Raw genomic sequence first — 15,642 nt, 5'->3', positions numbered from 1 at the left:
AAAGGGATGACCAGAGGCAGGTTCGATATTGAAATATTCTGATAAAATGCACGAAGCTATCGAAAACCTGCTTTTAGAAAAGCAGGGAACCAGTAAGGCTGAAGTCCGTGTCAAGGCGATGAGCAGTGACGGCTCGATCCGCAGGTTCTGGAGGGTCGAGTCTGGTGCAGGACATCGATATGTCGCTGTTGCACCGGCAAAAGATGCTGGTGAGAAAGAATGTGCCGAGGCGGTTTCGAGCTGGAAGATTGGTTCTCATCTGCAGCAGGTTGGGGTTTCCGTACCGGAAATCTGTGGCTTTGATCCCCGGCATTACCTGCTGGTTTATGAAGATTTGGGGGATGTGCATCTCCAAAGCCTGATAATACGGCTGGATCTTAACAACGATCAGGATGCGGTTGCTGCCCGTGAGTACTACCGGAAAACCATAGATCAGCTTCTTACCCTGCAGTGTGATGGCGTTCGCGGCTTTTGCCAGGATTGGTGTTGGGATACGCCAAGATATGACCGTGAGCTTATGCTCGAGCGGGAGTCAGGTTATTTTCTTCGTGCGTTCTGGCAGGGCTTATTGAAACAGGAAGTGCCCGATGGTCTTATTGATGAATTTGGGATGCTTGCAGAACACGTCTCAGGAATTCCGATAGACTATTTGTTGCACCGGGATTTCCAGTCAAGAAATGTGATGATAACCAACGGTGATGCGCGCATAATCGATTACCAGGGAGGTAGGTTCGGGCCGTTAGGTTATGATCTTGCATCATTGTTGATCGATCCCTATGTTGACCTGCCGAATTGGTTCCAGAGAGAATTGTTTGACTATTACCATCTCCAGCTCAGTGGAATGAGTGGAATTAGCAAAGATGAATTTTATCGGCAATATTTGTTACTTGCTATACAGCGCAACCTTCAGATTATAGGTGCATTTGCATTCTTAAGTAATGTGCGTGGCAAGCTGTTTTTTAAGGATTATATTGAGCCTGCAGTACGATCTCTGACAATACTGGTTGCTGAGCAGATGGCTGTTTCTGATACACCAGTGTGTACAGTTCTTGCCGGGGTGCTCAAGAAGGCACGTGATATTCTCTCTGAACAGTGATTATTCCTTATTGATGTTTTAGTGTCGCCTGTTTATGGCTGGATTCTTAGAAATTATTTCAATACCACGACTGATTTCACGGGTAATTAAAAAACAAAAGCCTTAACTGGTTGTATGGCAGAAAAGAAAATGGCAAGAGTTGTGGCCTGTCGTTGATTCTGGCCTGTTTTGCCTGATTTTGCGGGAAAAGGATGCAAAGTTTCTTACTATCGGTTACAACCACCCTTTGCTTCAACAAAGGAATATAAATTATGGCAAATCCAACATGTCCAATCATAGCCCTGATAGGTCGCCCGAATGTGGGTAAATCGACCATGTTCAACAGGGTTACCAAATCTCGCAATGCAATCGTCGATCCCACACCGGGTGTTACCCGTGACCGCCACTATGAACGGGTAGTCTGGGGAGATCGAACATTTATTCTCGTCGATACCGGTGGTATCGATGACAACCCCGAAGACTTGCTGGTAAACCATATCCGCGAGCAAGCGCTGGCTGCCATTGAGGAAGCTGATATCATAATCTTTCTCATGGATGGTAAACAAGGCCTTACCCCTGCGGATTACGAAGTTGTTGAACTGCTGCGTAGAATCGACAAGCCGATCTACCACGTAGTCAATAAGATCGATACTCCCAAGCAGGAAATGGAGATTCTCTCTCAATTCTATGAGTTGGGTATAGAGATGATCTGGCCGTTATCTGCAGAGCATGCCTATGGTTTTAACGACCTGATGGATGGTCTGGTTAAGACCATCGACGAAGGTGATAGTGGGCCGGAACTACCGGATGATACTATCAAGGTCGCGTTTTTTGGTCGCCCCAACGTAGGCAAATCATCGATGATCAATCGGATTGTCGGTGAGGAGCGAATGGTGGTTTCAGAGATTTCCGGCACCACCCGTGATTCTGTCGATACCATACTTACCCACGGTAAATTCAGCTATTTGCTGATCGACACCGCAGGAATCCGCCGGAAAGGCAAGACCAAGGATAAGCTTGAGAAATTCAGTATTCTCAAATCGCTGGCTTCACTGGAAAAATGTGACGTAGCGGTTATCCTGATTGATGCCGATGAAGGAATCACCGAGCAGGATACCAAGGTTATCGGTTATGCGCTCGATCATGGCCGGGGTCTCATTATTCTCGTTAATAAATGGGATCTGATCAAGGATGACAAGAAGCGTCAGGATCACCTCTTGGCAGAGATCGGCAGACAATTACCTTTCGTGGGATTTGCCCCGCTTTTGAAGGTATCCGCCATGACCGGCTTTGGCGTGAAGCGTCTCTTTCCGGTGATTGGTGCTGTGTACCGTCAATACAAGGCAAAATTCCCAACCGCTGCCCTGAACAAGTTATTGCAGGAAGCCACGGAAGCACATACGCCGCCTATTTACAAAAATAAGCGCCTCAAATTCTTCTACACCTCACAGGTTGGCACCAGACCGCCAAAATTTGTCGTTATGAGCAATAGCGCCAAAGGTGTGCATTTCTCGTACCAGCGATATCTTTCCAACAAGTTTCGTGACGGACTTGGCCTGGACAAGGTTCCCATTCAGCTGATTTTTAAAGAAAAATCAGGTGGTAAGAAAAAATAATCACTTTTGTGATATCGAACCTTGCCATCAATGGACTCAACAGGTATCAGCTCATGCACTATTGGCTGCTGGTTGTTCTATTGTTTCTCTCCGGATGCGCAACTCAAGGTAAAATAAGTAATATTGCCGGGTTGCCGACATACGGGGAGAAAGAGTCGTATGGTTTTGGACGGATAGGGAATAATTCGACGCAGGATGATTTCGCTGTCATTCTGGCTTTTTCAGGAGGTGGCAGCCGTGCTGCAGCAATGTCCTATGGTGTCCTGGAGGCATTACGTGACACTGACCTGATGATAGAGGGCAGGGCAGGCCGCTTACTGGATGAGGTGGATGTGATAACATCTGTTTCAGGCGGCAGCTTTACCGCGGCCTACTTCGGTCTCCATGGGGATCGGGTTTTTTCCGATTACGAGAAACGATTTTTACGCAGAGATGTTGCTTCCGAACTCCTATCAAGGATTTTAAGTCCAAGGAGCTGGTTCTCCGAGCATGGTCGTACTGAGACAGCGATTAGTTATTACGAAAAGGTGCTTTTTGATGGAGCGACCTTTGCGGATTTAAATCGTGCTGACGGCCCCTTTATCATCATAAATGCCTCGGACCTCGGCGCTGGCATTCGTTTTGCGTTCACCCAAAACTATTTTTCGCTGCTTTGCTCTGATATCAGTTCCTATCCGGTTGCCAGAGCCGTAACTGCTTCAAGTGCGGTTCCTGTACTTTTTAATCCGGTAGTTCTGAAAAATTATCAGGATTGTCCGCCACCATCACCCTTCATCCAGGCAGTTGCTGATCACACAGGGCAGAGTCATCAGACCAGGCATTTACTTGACGGCCTGTCAAGCTATGCTGATAAAAAGCAACGTCCCTACATACATTTGGTGGATGGTGGAATAACTGATAACCTTGGTCTGCTGGCGCTGTATGAAACCGTCGATGCTGCCGGAGGAATCCGCGAGTTGTTCGGCGAAATAAGAGGGGCTCCAGTTGCCTCAAAACTTCTTGTTATATCGGTCAATGCCTCTACCAGACCCCAGTACGAATTAGAACAGAGCAAAAGTCCTCCTGGAGTTGAGCAATTTATGGGTGCTGTTACAGATATTCAGTTACACCGCTATAATGCAGCAACTATGGATTTGTTGAACACTGCGCTGCAGGATTGGGCGCAAGAGCTTTCGGACGAGACTCGGGAGGTGGAACACTACTTTGTCGAGCTGGATTTTAATCAGGTTACGGATGAGGAGCAGCGCTTTTTTCTCAATCAGATACCGACTACCTTTTCTTTAACGGGTAAACAGGTTGATGGAGCAATTGAGGCCGGCAGAGAGTTGTTGCTGGCGAATAGGGAGTATCTGCGGTTTTTAGACGATATTCAGTGAAAACTGCAAGGATTATGTCTGTTACCCAAAACACCCCAATGGCATCAGCCATTGGGGTGTTCTCTTTTTTTTCAGGTAACTCTATTTACGAATTACAGAGATTGAGCTTTAGCCATGGCTCGCTTGAATGCTTCGGCTGAATTGGCAATCACCTCATCCGGAACGCAGAATGCGAGACGCATAAAGCCTGGTTTACCGAAACCTCTTCCAGGAACTGCCAGAATCTTCTCCTCCTGCAGGATCGCACAAAATTTTGCGTCGTCCTCAATCGGAGTCTTGGGGAATATATAGAAGGCGCCTTTTGGCGGGAGGTACTCGAAGCCGGCATCATCGAGTATCTTGCAGAACAAGTCGCGTCTTCTTGAGTAGATGGAGTTATCGACTGACGCCTCCTGGAGTTCAGCTACAACCCGTTGCATCAGGGCCGGGGCGTTGACGAAGCCGAGGATTCTATTCGCAAGGTTCAGGGCACCTACCAGCAATGCTTTTTCTTCTGCCTCAGGGTGGACAGCGAGGTAGCCGATTCGTTCACCCGGCAGTGACAGGTCTTTAGAGTAGCTGGAAACGATTATGCTGTTGCGGTAGGCGGCAAAAATGGAAGGTACGCTGAAACCATCGAAAATGATTTTGCGATATGGCTCATCAGAAAGCATATAAATGGTGGTGCCGAATTTTTTGCCGGCTTGATCCAGCAGCAGACCCAGTTCTTTAAGTGCTTCCTGTGAATAAACCTGGCCGGTGGGATTATTTGGCGAGTTGATGATAATCGCTTTGGTCTTTTCGGTAATAGCTTCTTCGATCGCCTTCAGGTCGAGGTTGAATTCCTCATCGGTTTCTACGATTTTGGTAACCCCACCATGGTTGTCGACATAGAAATGGTATTCGACAAAAAATGGTGCCAGGATGATCACCTCTTCGCCGGGGTTCAGCAGAGCCTTTATAACCACGTTCAAGCCACCAGCGGCACCACAGGTCATAAGCATATCGGCAGGGTCAATGGTGACCTGCTGCTCTTTACTCATCTTGGCAGCGATAGCTTCCCGTACAAAGGGATAGCCGTTGTTGGGCATATAAGAGTGAACGCCGGGGCTGGTGTCCGCTGCTCTTCGCTGAATAACGTCGTAAAACTCTGCGGGTGGTGGAGCATCAGGATTTCCCAAACTGAAATCGAAAACGTTTTCAGCACCGAATTCAGCTTTGAGTCGTGCGCCTTCTTCAAACATCTTTCTGATCCACGAGGATTTTTCGGCAAATCCCTTCATTTTCAAAGAAATGGACATTTCGTATTCTCCTTACAGTGAAATTCTAAAAAAACCGGTAGCACCTGTAAGGGAAGTACCGGGATTTTCAAATCGTTTTATCTCGGGGTGCTACGTTTGCCTGTGACTACTTTACTGCTTTTTAAAGAAATCATAGGCGGCATTGATCTCTTTCATTTTCTCTTCCGCAACATTTCTGAATTCATCACCAAGGTGGCGAACCTTATCAGGGTGATATTTCATACTGAGTTTTCTGTAGGCTTTTTTGATTTCATCCTCAGATGCCTCAGGTTCAAGACCCAGAACGGCATAGTATTGGGCAGCTCTGTCTATGGTTCTGGCAGTTTGCTGGTGGCTTCGATACTTATATTTAGCCTCTATGGTACGCTGGTCATATACTGAAATATCAAGAAATGCTGCAATGTCCCGGGCGATTTTGAGTTCACTCTCAGGTACAGTGGATTTGGTGTAGAGCACTTGATAGACAAGCTCCAGCAGTATAAGCCGGGGCTCATAGGCGAAGTTGCTCTTAAATTCCTGCAACAGTGTCTGCAGAGAGACTTCAGAGGCTGTCGCCTGTTTAATTAGCTCTTTCAGCCAGAGCATCTTCGTCTGGTTATAGCGCAGATTATGCTGGAAGAATCTTTGAATGGTCTGAACTTCATCGCGAGTAATCTGGCCGTCTATGCGGGCGATGTGTACCAGAATGTGAACAAGCAGCCAGACGAAGCGGTTATGGCTCTCGGTCTGGGATTGCTCGTAGGTGGCAACCTTTCTTTTTACCCAGAATGAAAAGCCCCAGAAAAGAGCGAGAAAAATTAAGACACCAGCTATGCCTGAGAAAAACAGGGCGCCCATAAAGTTGATGAGTGCAGGAGCCCCCCCTGTGACGAAGACTATGAGCAGTATAATGAGCAGGCAGCCACCGCATCCAGGTTGCTGCCGACGTTGATATTGCATTGTTGGTTTTCCTTAGCTTTATGAAACTTCCTTGCCGGCGAAGAGGGCCTCGATGAATTCATCAGGATCAAAATCCCTGAGATCCTCAAGTTGTTCGCCAACACCGATAAAACGGATAGGAGTTTTTAGTTCTTTACAGATATTAGCCACAATACCGCCTTTAGCGGTACCGTCCAGTTTAGTCAGTGTTATCCCTGTCAGATCTACTGCGGCGTCGAAAAGCTTTGCCTGGGAGATACCGTTCTGGCCGGTGGTGGCATCAACTACCAGCATAACTTCGTGTGGCGCACCTTTGAGCTGCTTAGCCATGACCCTTTTGATTTTCTTAAGCTCTTCCATCAGGTTAGTCTGGGTATGCAATCTGCCGGCGGTATCAACCAGAACAACGTCATATCCCTTGGCTGTTGCGTGAGCGATACCGTCATATACTACAGATGAAGGATCCGCACCTTCGTGCTGGGCGATAACAGGTACGTTGTTCCGCTCTCCCCATATTTTTAACTGAGAGCTGGCTGCAGCACGGAAGGTATCGGCTGCGACGAGCAGTACTGACTGCTTGGATTGCTTGAATTTGTGAGCGATTTTACCAATGGTGGTGGTTTTGCCTACACCGTTGACCCCAACTACCATAATGACAAAAGGCCCCTTGTCCGGCATAACCAGTGCGGCATCAGATTGATAATCGACGATAAATGACTTTAATTTCTCTTTGATGATATCTTTAAGGGCTGCAGGGTCCGAGAGAGCGTCTCTTTTTACCTTTTTTCTGGCATAATCAAGAATCTCCTGGGTAGTTGAAACACCAAGGTCTGCGGTGATGAGTAGTTCCTCGAGGTCATCGAGAAGATCAGCATCGATCAGCTTCTTGCCAAGAAAGAGGGAATCAAGTTGATAGGTGAAGTTCTCGCGGGTCCTGGTGAGACGATCAGAAAGTTTTGAGAAGAAGCCTTTCTCTTTTGGCTTGGTTGCAGGTTCTCCGAGTACTTCAAGCGGTGATTTGACCTCAGTCTCGGGCTCTGGCAGATCACGCTCAATTTCCTGAGCCTGTTCTGTGCTAACTGGGAGCTCATCAGGTTGGTCCACAATCTCAGCTTCTGCAGGAGTTTCTGAAGCTGCGATTTCGCTGCTTTCAGGCTCTGTAGGCTGTTCAATAGAATCTTTAAGTTCAATAGTCTGGTTGTCTGATGTCTCCAGCTCATCTTGCGATGTGATTTTGCGTTCAACGAGATCTGTATCGGAATCAGCAGAACTATCGATAGGTTCCTCTACCTCTACGTGTTCGGCAGTAGAGACTGATTCTTCAACCTGGGTTATGGTATCTTCGTCCAATTGAGGAGTAGTTTCTCCCATTTCGCGTGGCGCGACCGGGATTTTCTGATCCTCACTTGGTTTTTTAGCTTCTTGTTTAGTGAATTTCTTTTTAAACCAGCTTAGCATAGCTATTCCTGCCAGATTTTTGAAATAAAGGAAAAATTTCAAGGTTATTTAGGTTAAAGTCAATCTCTCATAATACGGACTCAGCCAGAATTGCGCAACAAAAAGCGCAGAAAAGGTCCCGGGCTTGATTGAGAAATGTTAGGAGTGTCGAAAAATAGATCCCGGATCAGGAGGATTTCATTTGCATTTCCGGACAACAGCATTACTGTAGAGTGGGCCGTGCAAACCGGCCCTGTAGAACATGGGCTATGGCCCTGAAACACATATCATTTATTTCTCCAGACCTGTTTGAACATTGAGCTATTCCGGTTGTTTTGCAAGAGGGGCTACAACGTGATTTCCATGTAGAACCCACCAGAACAGCATAGAGTATTTTTAAGCATGTTCACGTTGGCCTGGAATACCTGGAGGTCGTATAATGTCAGATTCATGTGGAAGTAGTTCCTGTTCCAGCAGCACCGCAGGTTGTGGCAGTAGTAAAGAATCACAGCAGGCGGCAATGGCCCAGCAGGAGAATGCCATCACCACATCACTTGGTAAGATCAAGAATAAGATACTGGTTATGAGTGGTAAGGGCGGGGTGGGTAAATCCACCGTTTCGGTCAACCTTGCCCTGGCTTTAGCGAACCGAGGTCACAAGGTTGGCTTGATGGATGTGGATCTGCACGGTCCGGATGTGGTGCGGATGCTCGATCTCAAAGGAAACCTTCAACCTCCGAAATCAAAGAACGATCTGGTGCCACCGCTCAATTATAACGACAACCTCAAGGTGGTTTCATTAGAGTACATGATGAAGGACAGAGATGAGGCAATCATCTGGCGGGGTCCCATCAAAATCCAGGCGATCAGACAATTTATCTCTGATATGGATTGGGGTGAGCTGGACTATCTTGTTATTGATGCACCTCCAGGAACCGGCGATGAGCCACTTTCAGTTGCCCAGACTATTCCAAATCTGAAAGCTGTGGTTGTAACCACCCCTCAGAAAGTAGCTCTTGCAGATGTTCGTAAATCTATTAATTTCTGTAAAGTGGTAAATCTTGATGTTGCCGGTGTGGTGGAAAATATGTCCGGTTTTGTCTGTCCGCACTGTAATGAGACCGTGGATATTTTCAAATCAGGTGGTGGCGAGGAAATTGCCCGCGAATTTGAGCTGCCATTTCTTGGCAGGGTCCCAATGGATCCCAAAGTGGTTATGGCAGGTGATGATGGTACACCATACCTCTCTTCTGAAGGTGATAGCCCTGCGATTGTCGCATTCGGCAAGGTTGTTGATGCCGTTGAGCTACGTTTACCACCGGTGGCAGCACCTGTCATTTTACCTATGGCTGGTTGCGGTTGCGACTGCGGTTCCTGAGGTCAGTATTGAAACGGGGTTGTTATGAGCAGTGTGGTCATAATACCCCCGAAGCTATAAATTACTATTAAGAGGTTAGTGAGCGTGCTTCAAATACAGCAAATTATTGTTGGTTCGATGGGGGTATGCTGTTATATCGCTGCTTGCCCGGCAACGAAAAAAGCTGCAGTCATAGACCCGGGTGGTGATGTTGATCAGATTCTTGCCGAGCTCAAAGCGACTGGGTTGTCTCTGCAATATATTATTGCTACCCATGGCCACCCCGATCATGTTTGTGGCAACAGAGCCCTGAAAGAAGCAACAGGTGCTGAAATTGTGATGCACAAAGCGGATTCGGAGTTTTTCGGTAAAGCCGAAGTGGCAGGTTATTTCTCTATGTTAGGGCTCGAAGCCTCGCCTCCTGCTGATGTTGAAGTTGAAGACGGAGATATGATTACCATCGGTGATGAGGAGATGCAGGTCATTCACACGCCCGGGCATACACCAGGTGGAATGTGTTTACTGAACGGTGATAATCTTATTACTGGTGACACCTTGTTTGTCGGGGGACTTGGCAGAACAGACTTCCCTGGCGGTTCTCATAAGGAACTTATCGAATCCATTCGCAAGCGGTTACTGGTACTGCCTGAAGACACTGTTGTGTGGCCGGGACATGGCTATGGTGGCAGTCAATCCACTATTGGCCAGGAAAAAAACGGAAACCCATTTCTTTAACCCGTAAAATAACAATAAAAGCCCCTGATACTGCCCCATGCGTGAAATTGTACTTGGAACAGCCGGCCATGTCGATCATGGCAAAACCAGCCTTATTCGTGCCCTGACTGGAATTGAGACAGATCGTCTTAAAGAGGAGAAGAAAAGAGGAATCACAATTGAGCTTGGTTTTGCTCACCTCGATCTGCCATGCGGTCACAGGCTTGGTATTGTTGACGTTCCGGGGCATGAGAAATTTGTGAAAAATATGGTCGCCGGGGCGACCGGTATGGACCTTGTAGCATTCATTATTGCTGCGGATGAAGGCATCATGCCGCAAACCGTTGAGCATTTCGAAATTTGCCGTCTTCTCGGTGTAAAGCAGGGCATGATCATCCTCACCAAGAAGGATATGGTGGATGAAGACTGGCTGGAAATGGTTGAAGAGGAGATCAGGGAGTTCTGCGAGGACTCCTTTTTAGAGGAAGCCCCAATTATACCCGTTTCCTCTATAACCGGGGAAGGCATAGACATTGTACTGAACACCCTGGATGAGTTTGTTCGTCAGCACCAGTTCAAAGAAGTCTTCGGTCCGTTTCGTTTGCCGGTGGATAGAATTTTTGCCATGAAAGGGTTTGGTGCCGTAGTCACCGGTACATCCATCTCCGGCCGGGTGAGTGTAGGTGAAGATCTGCGCATTTATCCGACAGATCAGGTCGCGAAGGTGCGTGGTATCCAGGTGCATTCAGCGGCGGTGGAAACCGTCGAGGCCGGTCACCGGACCGCCATTAATCTGCAGGGTGTCGATACGGCCACGGTGGAGCGCGGTATGGTGATCGCCACGCCAGGCTCCTTGCAGGAAAACTACATGCTCGATTGCAGATTTCTGTATCTTGGATCTAATGAAAAAGCGTTGAAGCATCGTAGCAGGGTTCGCATACACCTTGGGACTGCCGAGATTTTAGGTCGTATTTCGTTGCTTGATCGTGATGAGTTAGAGCCGGGCCAGGAGGTTGGGGTGCAGATTCTGCTGGAAAAACCTATTGCTGTGTGGAGTGGTGATCACTTCGTAGTGAGAAGCTACTCACCTGTGGCAACAATTGGTGGTGGTGAGATAATCGGTAATGTCTCGCCGCGGAAAAGAAAACGTCTCACAGAGTCGGATCGAACCTACAATCAGGAAGTGTTTCAGATCCTGATGGAAGGGAGCCTTGAAGATCGTACCCTGATGTTTTTGAAAGAGAGTGGCGCGCACGGACTTACTTTTGATGATCTGGCAATCCGTTTGGGGCTTTTTGGCAAGCACTTGAAAAAAGCCCTGAATGATCCGATCTCCACTAAAAAAATGGTGGTGGTCGACTCGGCCAGTCAGAGATATGTGGATGTGGAGATTGCGGAGAAAACCAAACTCGAAATCCTGGAGTCACTCAAAAAATATCACGCTTCCCACCCCTTGCAGGTCGGCTTGGTGCGGGAAGAGTTGCGTCTGTCACTAGGTAAATCAATTGACCAGAAGGTGTTTACGTACTGTTTGAATGAACTGCTTCGTAAAAACGAAGTGGTACAGGAAGAGTCTATGCTGCATCTGGCCGGGCACGAAGTAGCACTGAAGGCGGATGAGGAAGAGCTTCAGCAAGAGTTGCTCGCCTGGTATGTGACCAGTGGTCTTTCAACTCCCACGGTGCGCGACACCATGGAGAAATTCTCTGAGTATTCAGAAAAGATGGTCAAGCAGGTACTCGATGTACTGCTGCGGGAAGGGAAGCTGGTTAAAATCAGTGAGACCCTCTATTATGATAAAGGGTTGATTGACAAGTTGGTGGCACAAGTCACCGAAGTTATGAAAAAAGAAGGCGAGATTGATGCCCCTGGCTTTAAAAATCTTACCGGCTTGACCCGTAAGTTCTCCATCCCGATTCTTGAATATCTTGATCGTATCAAGCTCACCATCAGAGTTGGCGACAAGCGTATTCTGCGTAAAAAAGCGTAATCATGGTTTTGTGTGGTAGCTGATTGCCAAAACCTTCTGAGTTGCGGGAGTAAGCTTATATTCATCTGAGAGTTTCGCTCCGACAATGGCAATCAGGTGATCACCGCAGGTCAGCACAGGATAGTTAGCACGTTTTTCTGCCCGGATTTTCATATCGCTGAGAATCCGGGTAACTTTTTTCTTACCGGGACTGCCGAGAGGGCGGAATCTTTCGCCGGGATGCGCTGAGCGTAGAGTTAGCGGAAAGGTCAGCTCATCCGCATTGGCAAACAGGGTAGCGGGTTGGTTGAGATTGCAGTTTTGTCTGTCGAGTATCTCAAGCGATATTTCCAGGCCCAGTTCGGGCAGATGCAGACAAGAGGGGCCGTCAAACGTATGCTCAAAGGTTGCCGGTGTCGACATGCCATTCCCCCTGTAACTCTTTTTTCCTGAAGGGTAGAAAAAACGGATGGCATCATCGACAAGATGTACCCGAAGTCCATGCGACAGGTGAAGCTGTGAGCCGTTAACCCCTTTATCGATAAGGGCCTGAAGTTGGGCAATGGTACGAAAAGTAGGCCTGTTGCCGATCTTCCAGCAACTTAATTCGAGTATTCTCCTGAGGATAGCCGGGTGCTCTGCTCTCGACCGTGACAGGCTCAGATCAAGATGTTGCAGATTGTCAGCCCCGTCCCGATTCAAGACAGCGAGTTGTTGAAAATGCGCATCACTGATTTGTGCCAACAGGGCTTCATCCTGTTGGAGGATCTCTGCAGTCTGTAACAGGGTATTGCGGATGGAGGGGTTGAAATCTTTTTCAAGAAGTGGCAGCAGATCCAGTCGGACCTTGTTACGTAGAAAGGTTCGCTCATCATTGGATGAGTCATGGCAAAAGCCAAAGTTTGTTTCTTTGAGATAGGCAGCCAGTGAACCCTTGGTCCGGGCAAGCAGAGGTCGAATAATATGTCCGTTTACAGGAGTCATGCCGGATAGTCCCTTGAGGCCTGTACCGCGGATAAGACGAATGAGTATTTCCTCAGCCTGGTCGTCGGCAGTGTGGGCTACGGCTATATAGTCGGCAGTGTATTGCTGTCGCAATAATTCAAGTTCGTTGTAACGGGCGATTCTGGCGGCTTCTTCCGGTGAGCATTTACGCTCTTTCTGGAGAGCTGCGACATTTACCCGCCTGGCGATGAAGGGGATGGCAAGGTGCTCGGCACATTGCTGTACGAACTCTATTTCAGCATCTGTTTCATGCGGGCGAAGACCATGGTCGACATAGACAGCCATGAGGCGAAGCTGAAAACGTGATTCATGAAGCAGGTGAAGTAGAGCGGTGGAATCAATACCGCCCGAAATAGCGACAATAATCTTGTCGTCAGGTTGAAAATTGAAATTTTCCCTGCAAAACTCTTCGACTTGTTGGATTAGTAAAGGCGGCATACCTCGGATAGGGAATCGCTAATCTGAGTGAGCTTTTTGTTTGAATATGTGTAAATCATTGGTATATCTTATACGCAGTGCGACGCGTAAATGCAATAGTGATGTCGTAGAAGGGGTCGATTGTGGTGTCAACAAAAATGAAAGCGTTAATTGTAGAAGACGATTACATAAGTCGTACCTTGTTGTCTGAATACTTAGCACCGTATGCAGTGTGTGATGCAGTGGCGGATGGGCATGCAGCGTTGCATATGCTTACCGAGAAGTATAAGAAAAACGAGAGATATGATCTTGTTTGCCTGGATATCATGATGCCGGGCATGGACGGACATGAAGTGCTTAATTGGCTGAGGCGTATTGAGCATGAACAGAACATTGTCGAAGAAGAGTCTGCCAAGGTTTTCATGACCACCGCTCTGGATGATCCGCAGAGCATCATGAATGCTTTTACGCTTGGACGGTGTCAGGCCTATTTGATGAAACCCATTTTACGAGAGAGGCTGGTTGAGCATCTGCATGAGTTTTTACTCCCTCATTAGCAAATGTCCATCAACCAGTCAGATTGAGCCGATAGTCATATGGGACCTATTTCAATTTCCAGACAGCAGCGATTAGATCAGATTCGCAATCACCTCTCAGGTAAGTTTCAGCTTCCCAGGGAGCAGATTGATCAGATGCTTCCTGAGTTCGTAAAAACTCTGGGGTCGCACATGGAAAAATTGCAGCAGGCTCTTGCCGCAGGCGATCTTGCACTGTTAGGCAGCTCAGCCCATACCATTAAAGGTGCATTTTTAAACCTTGGGTTGGACGATTGTGTAGAGTTGGCAAAGGAAGTTGAAGTTCAGGGTAAAGCCCTGAATGAAGATACGGACTATGCACAACTGGTGGAAGAGCTGCGTGACAGGTTGGGGGAGTTGATCGACTGAGCGAATAAATTGCTTGATCCGTCAAAAGTGAATAAAGGGGAGGTGTACAGTGGTACGCACTCCCCTTTATTATTTTCAGGCTGAATTACAGGTTTTTGTTTTTCAAAAGATCCAGCAATCTTATGTGGATGTTGTCAAAGCCACCATTTGACAGTATCGCTACAACATCTCCGGGCTCCACCTGATTATCGAGATATTCAAGTATCGCCTCGGTATCGGTAAAGGAGGTGGCTACCAGGCCTCGTTGCTTGCAGAGATCATCTGCCAGCTGTGCGGAGGAGAAATGTTCGCCCTCGTTGATATTGGTCAGCGGCACTGGCTCTCTGATACAGATCGCATCGGCTGCATCAAACGCCTGCACATAATCTGTCTGAAAAATGGATCTTCTTGAAGTGTTTGTCCGGGGCTCGAAAACCACGACAAGTCGTTGCTCGGGATAGGCGAGCCGAAGAGCTGCAAGAGTTTCCTTTACAGCAGTGGGGTGGTGGGCAAAATCGTCAATCACTGTCACGCCGGCCTCGATCCCGCGAACTTCCTGACGTCGTTTGACACCTCCGAATGAACTGAGCCCTGCACAAATCGTTTTGGCATCAACCCCGAGATGATGGAGAATGGCAGTTACCGCCAGGCTGTTGAGCGCATTATGGCGACCGGGCAATTTAACTGCAAGCTCTCCATACGGTTTGCCCTGGTGCAAGGCGGCAAAATGGGTCAGACCGCCTTTTACAGTTACATCTGCCAATGACCAGTGATAGCTTTCATCAAGGCCATATTTCTGCACCTGGCATTTCGCTCCAGCCACAACATCCCGAACATTTTCATCATCCCAGTTGGCAATCAGCAGACCGTCTTCGGGTAGCAGGCTGACAAATTGCCGGAAGGAATCCTTGATGGCGTCAAGATCGTTGAAGATATCTGCATGATCAAATTCGATGGAGGTAATGACAGCTATTTTAGGCTGATAATGAAGAAATTTAGATACCTTGTTGAAGAAGGCGGTGTCATACTCGTCTCCTTCAGCAACAAAATAGTCGCCCTCGCCAATCCTGAAGTTGCCACCAAATTCACGAATTATCCCACCGATCATAAATGTTGGATCAAGTTCAGCGCGGTGCAGTGCTGTGGCAAGTAGCGAGCAGGTGGTGGTTTTGCCATGTGTACCGGATATAACCAGCGAGGTGCGGTTATTAATGTAAAAATGGGATAGTGCCTGCGGAAAAGAAAGATAAGGGATTGGCAATTCACCAAGTCTTTGTGCTTCCTCGTTTACCCGGGTAATAACATTGCCAACGATTACCAGGTCGGGGTCGGAGTCGAGATTTTGAGCTGAATACCCGTCACAGACTGGGATCTGCAATTTTTTGAGAAAATCCGACATGGGAGGATAGACATAGCTGTCACTGCCGGTAACTGTATATCCGCTTTGTTGCAACATTCCGGCAAGGGCGGCCATGCCAGTGCCGCAAACGCCCATTATATGTATATGCCGGATGTCCTCCGGTGCGTAATTGAGTTGTGGATCAAGATCTGCCAT

At 47.8% G+C, this 15,642-nt stretch carries 13 protein-coding genes; 8 read left to right on the top strand and 5 right to left on the bottom strand.

Translation table 11 applies throughout. The features are described from left to right. The first annotated feature begins 28 nt into the window (after positions 1-28). The 3 genes from FCL45_RS15885 to FCL45_RS15875 all read left to right on the top strand — a co-directional run bounded on the left by FCL45_RS15885 (position 29) and on the right by FCL45_RS15875 (position 4,067). Positions 29-1,096 (top strand): aminoglycoside phosphotransferase family protein, encoded by a 1,068-nt coding sequence (locus tag FCL45_RS15885; RefSeq protein ID WP_136798274.1) that lies wholly within the window; start codon positions 29-31, stop codon positions 1,094-1,096. Between the two features lie 251 nt (positions 1,097-1,347). After that, positions 1,348-2,691 (top strand): ribosome biogenesis GTPase Der, encoded by a 1,344-nt coding sequence (gene der / locus FCL45_RS15880; RefSeq protein WP_136798273.1) that lies wholly within the window; start codon positions 1,348-1,350, stop codon positions 2,689-2,691. Between the two features lie 53 nt (positions 2,692-2,744). Next, a complete protein-coding gene (locus FCL45_RS15875) occupies positions 2,745-4,067 on the top strand; it encodes a patatin-like phospholipase family protein (protein ID WP_167495808.1) in 1,323 nt (440 codons plus the stop codon). Positions 4,068-4,159: 92 nt separating this feature from the next. Here the strand turns inward: FCL45_RS15875 and FCL45_RS15870 are convergent, their stop codons facing one another. From FCL45_RS15870 to ftsY, 3 genes are all read right to left on the bottom strand, one after another. Further along, the gene (locus FCL45_RS15870) at positions 4,160-5,347 is read right to left on the bottom strand and encodes a pyridoxal phosphate-dependent aminotransferase (RefSeq protein ID WP_136798271.1); all 1,188 of its coding nucleotides are present in this window, start codon (positions 5,345-5,347) and stop codon (positions 4,160-4,162) included. A gap of 111 nt (positions 5,348-5,458) precedes the next feature. After that, positions 5,459-6,286, bottom strand: coding sequence for a DnaJ domain-containing protein (locus tag FCL45_RS25325; RefSeq protein ID WP_136798270.1), 828 nt, complete (start codon positions 6,284-6,286; stop codon positions 5,459-5,461). 18 nt (positions 6,287-6,304) lie between these two features. Next, the gene (gene ftsY / locus FCL45_RS15860; RefSeq protein WP_136798269.1) at positions 6,305-7,723 is read right to left on the bottom strand and encodes a signal recognition particle-docking protein FtsY; all 1,419 of its coding nucleotides are present in this window, start codon (positions 7,721-7,723) and stop codon (positions 6,305-6,307) included. 418 nt (positions 7,724-8,141) lie between these two features. On the opposite strand from ftsY, the gene FCL45_RS15855 reads away from it, so the two are divergent. The 3 genes from FCL45_RS15855 (at position 8,142) to selB (ending at position 11,763) form a co-directional block, all read left to right on the top strand. Next, positions 8,142-9,080 carry an Mrp/NBP35 family ATP-binding protein gene (locus FCL45_RS15855; protein ID WP_136798268.1) on the top strand — a complete coding sequence of 313 codons (939 nt, stop codon included), beginning with the start codon at positions 8,142-8,144 and terminating at the stop codon, positions 9,078-9,080. Positions 9,081-9,164: 84 nt separating this feature from the next. Then, positions 9,165-9,794, top strand: coding sequence for an MBL fold metallo-hydrolase (locus FCL45_RS15850; RefSeq protein ID WP_275942935.1), 630 nt, complete (start codon positions 9,165-9,167; stop codon positions 9,792-9,794). Between the two features lie 37 nt (positions 9,795-9,831). Continuing rightward, on the top strand, positions 9,832-11,763 hold the full coding sequence (gene selB, locus FCL45_RS15845; protein ID WP_136798267.1) for a selenocysteine-specific translation elongation factor: 1,932 nt from the start codon (positions 9,832-9,834) through the stop codon (positions 11,761-11,763). Here selB and tilS read toward each other — a convergent pair whose 3' ends face one another. Beyond that, on the bottom strand, positions 11,764-13,185 hold the full coding sequence (gene tilS, locus FCL45_RS15840) for a tRNA lysidine(34) synthetase TilS (protein ID WP_136798266.1): 1,422 nt from the start codon (positions 13,183-13,185) through the stop codon (positions 11,764-11,766). Positions 13,186-13,322: 137 nt separating this feature from the next. On the opposite strand from tilS, the gene FCL45_RS15835 reads away from it, so the two are divergent. Then, a complete protein-coding gene (locus FCL45_RS15835) occupies positions 13,323-13,721 on the top strand; it encodes a response regulator (protein ID WP_136798265.1) in 399 nt (132 codons plus the stop codon). A 39-nt stretch (positions 13,722-13,760) separates the two neighbouring features. Next, complete coding sequence (locus tag FCL45_RS15830; protein ID WP_136798264.1) at positions 13,761-14,108, top strand: Hpt domain-containing protein; 348 nt, start codon at positions 13,761-13,763, stop codon at positions 14,106-14,108. A gap of 85 nt (positions 14,109-14,193) precedes the next feature. On the opposite strand, the gene mpl is transcribed toward FCL45_RS15830, so the two are convergent. Beyond that, positions 14,194-15,642 (bottom strand): UDP-N-acetylmuramate:L-alanyl-gamma-D-glutamyl-meso-diaminopimelate ligase, encoded by a 1,449-nt coding sequence (gene mpl, locus FCL45_RS15825; RefSeq protein ID WP_136798263.1) that lies wholly within the window; start codon positions 15,640-15,642, stop codon positions 14,194-14,196.

Origin of the sequence: Desulfosediminicola ganghwensis, from assembly GCF_005116675.2 — a bacterium.
GTDB classification, from domain to species: Bacteria; Desulfobacterota; Desulfobulbia; order Desulfobulbales; family Desulfocapsaceae; genus Desulfopila; species Desulfopila ganghwensis.
Note: the sequence above shows the minus strand (reverse complement) of the source record. Positions and strands in the feature narration are given on the sequence as shown.